This window comes from Roseomonas sp. HF4, from assembly GCF_005222755.1.
Lineage (GTDB): Bacteria > Pseudomonadota > Alphaproteobacteria > Acetobacterales > Acetobacteraceae > Neoroseomonas.
Genome location: NZ_STGD01000039.1, coordinates 2,501 through 5,998, shown reverse-complemented (window position 1 = coordinate 5,998; position 3,498 = coordinate 2,501). Strand labels below are relative to the sequence as shown.

The following is a 3,498-nucleotide window of genomic DNA, read 5'->3' as shown; positions in this document are numbered from 1 at the left end:
TGGATGCGGGGACAGGATTTGAACCTGTGACCTTCAGGTTATGAGCCTGACGAGCTACCGGGCTGCTCCACCCCGCGATGGTGTCTGCGGTGTTGTGTTTGCCGCGGACGGTGATGAGGCGAGGATCCGGCCTGGTGGCCCGGCGGCGACCGACTCTCCCGCGTCTTGAGACGCAGTACCATGGGCGCTGGGGTGTTTCACGGCCGTGTTCGGGATGGGAACGGGTGTATCAACCCCGCGATGGCCACCGGACCACCGGGCCGGATCCTCGGATGTGGTGATGTGATGATCTGTTGTGTGTTGCGTGGCTTGGCGCTGTGCGCGGTGGATGGCGGACCATCCATGCGGTGGTGCATGTGATATGGAGTTCTATCGGGTGATTAGGACCGCTCGGCTGCACTCCTTGCGGAGCTTTCACCTGCGGCCTATCGACGTGGTGGTCTACCACGACCCTTAGGGAGACCTCGTCTTGAGGCTGGTTTCCCGCTTAGATGCCTTCAGCGGTTATCCATTCCGCACTTGGCTACCCGGCGGTGCCGCTGGCGCGACAACCGGTACACCAGAGGTGCGTCCTTCCCGGTCCTCTCGTACTAGGGAAAGATCCTCTCAAGTCTCCAACACCCACGGCAGATAGGGACCGAACTGTCTCACGACGTTCTAAACCCAGCTCACGTACCGCTTTAATCGGCGAACAGCCGAACCCTTGGGACCTGCTCCAGCCCCGGGATGCGATGAGCCGACATCGAGGTGCCAAACCTCCCCGTCGATGTGGACTCTTGGGGGAGATCAGCCTGTTATCCCTAGAGTACCTTTTATCCGTTGAGCGATGGCCCTTCCACGCGGGACCACCGGATCACTAAGGCCGACTTTCGTCCCTGCTCGCGCTGTCGCGCTCGCAGTCAGGCGGGCTTGTGCCTTTGCACTCAACAGCCGATGTCCGACCGGCTTGAGCCCACCATCGCGCGCCTCCGTTACCTTTTGGGAGGCGACCGCCCCAGTCAAACTGCCCACCAGGCAGGGTCCCGACCCCGGATGACGGGGTTCGGTTAGACGCCAGAAAGGCGCAGGGTGGTATTTCAAGGTTGCCTCCACCAGAGCTGGCGCCCCGGCTTCAATGGCTCCCACCTATCCTACACAGCCCCTTCCTGGCGCCACTGCCAAGCTGCAGTAAAGGTTCATAGGGTCTTTCCGTCTGACCGCGGGTACCCCGCATCTTCACGGGGAATTCAATTTCACTGAGCCCATGCTGGAGACAGTGGGGAGGTCGTTACGCCATTCGTGCAGGTCGGAACTTACCCGACAAGGAATTTCGCTACCTTAGGACCGTTATAGTTACGGCCGCCGTTTACCGGGGCTTCAGTTCGGAGCTTGCACTCCTCCCTTTAACCTTCCGGCACCGGGCAGGCGTCAGACCCTATACGTCATCTCTCGATTTCGCAGAGCCCTGTGTTTTTACTAAACAGTCGCCACCCCCTGGTCTGTGCCACCCACCCATGGTTGCCCACGGATGGGTCCCGCTTATCGCTAACTTACGCGGGCAATTTGCCTAGTTCCTTCAGCATGGTTCTCTCAAGCGCCTTGGAATACTCATCCAGTCCACCTGTGTCGGTTTCGGGTACGGTCCATATGCCAGAGCTATTTCCCGGACCGATCCGGCAGCCACCCCAATCCGATAAGGGATGACAACGCTTCACGGCCGTCACTTCTGGCGGGCCCAGGAATATTCACCTGGTTCCCATCGGCTACGGCTCTCGCCCTCGCCTTAGGGGCCGGCTCACCCTGCGCGGATTAACCTTGCGCAGGAACCCTTGGACTTTCGGCGACAGAGTTTCTCACTCTGTTTGTCGTTACTCATGTCCGCATTCGCACTTCCCATACCTCCACGGCCCGTCACCGGTACCGCTTCACAGGCCTAGGGAACGCTCCGCTACCGCGTGCATTGCTGCACACCCACAGCTTCGGCAGATGGCTTGAGCCCCGGTACATTTTCGCCGCAAGACAGCTTGATTAGACCAGTGAGCTATTACGCTTTCTTTAAAGGATGGCTGCTTCTAAGCCAACCTCCTGGTTGTTTTGGCCGTCTCACATGCTTTCCCACTTAGCCATCATTTGGGGGCCTTAGCTGGTGGTCTGGGTTGTTTCCCTCTCGACAATGGACCTTAGCACCCACTGTCTGTCTGCCCGCCTGCACTCATCGGCATTCGGAGTTCGGTAGGGTTTGGTAGGGCTTTGGGCCCCCCTAGCCCTTCCGGTGCTCTACCTCCGACGGTGATCGACGGACGATCTACCTCAATAGATTTCGCGGAGAACCAGCTATTTCCTGGTTTGATTGGCCTTTCACCCCTAACCACAGATCATCCCCGACTTTTTCAACAGGCGTGGGTTCGGTCCTCCAGTGGGTGTTACCCCACCTTCAACCTGTCCATGGCTAGATCACCAGGTTTCGGGTCTCATGCCGGCAACTATGCGCCCTATTCAGACTCGCTTTCGCTGCGCCTACACCTCTCGGCTTAAGCTTGCTGCCAACACGAACTCGCGGACCCATTATACAAAAGGTACGCCGTCACCCTTGCGGGCTCCGACTGCTTGTAGGCATCCGGTTTCAGGTCTATTTCACTCCCCTCGTCGGGGTGCTTTTCACCTTTCCCTCACGGTACTTGTGCACTATCGGTCGCCAAGGAGTATTTAGGCTTGGAGGGTGGTCCCCCCATGTTCAGACAGGGTTTCACGTGCCCCGCCCTACTCAAGGATCACTGCAAGCACTACGCCTACGGGGCTATCACCCACTACGGCCAACCTTTCCAGATTGTTCGGCTTCTCTTGCAGCAACCACTGGCCTGCTCCGCTTTCGCTCGCCACTACTCGCGGAATCTCTGTTGATGTCTTTTCCTCCAGGTACTGAGATGTTTCAGTTCCCCGGGTTCGCCTCCCGACCCTATGTATTCAGGCCGGGATACCCCAAAGGGGTGGGTTTCCCCATTCGGACATCCGCGGATCAACGATCGCTCGCATCTCCCCGCGGCTTTTCGCAGCGTGCCACGTCCTTCATCGCCTCTTGGCGCCAAGGCATCCACCGAATGCCCTTCTCTCACTCCATATCCACACCACCGCCCGCGCACAGGGCCAAACCACGCGCCCCATGCAACTACCAGCCAAATCGGACGGCAGCGCCCGCAGCATCCCCAGGGCGCGGTCTAGTCTTGCCCCGGACGATGTGCGTCACTCGCACACACAACTGATCATCTTCACCATGTGAAAGAACATGCACGCCCCATACGCCATCCGGCTCCCTCTCGAGGATCCCGGACAACGCCACAAAGGCGGGTTTCGGAAGTGTCGCCGCCCATCAGGACAGCTCACCAGGCCTTCTCGACCATCTTCATCCCGATAGTAGAGACGCGTCACTCACGCGATGCCGCGCTGGTCACGTCTCTAACCCTCCGGGAAATTTCCTTTCGAGCCTTCAGGTCGAAAGGAAATGGAGACGGTCGGATTCGA

2 tRNA genes and 2 rRNA genes (1 of these 4 running past the window's edge) are annotated in these 3,498 nt (G+C 59.0%); all 4 read right to left on the bottom strand.

The features are described from left to right. A tRNA-Met gene (locus E8M80_RS25530) sits at positions 1–77 on the bottom strand. Positions 78–137: 60 nt separating this feature from the next. Continuing rightward, a 5S ribosomal RNA gene (rrf, locus tag E8M80_RS25525) occupies positions 138–252 on the bottom strand. Positions 253–359: 107 nt separating this feature from the next. After that, positions 360–3,097: ribosomal RNA gene (locus E8M80_RS25520) — 23S ribosomal RNA — on the bottom strand. 382 nt (positions 3,098–3,479) lie between these two features. Next, positions 3,480–3,498, bottom strand: a tRNA-Ala gene (locus E8M80_RS25515) (it continues 53 nt past the right edge of the window).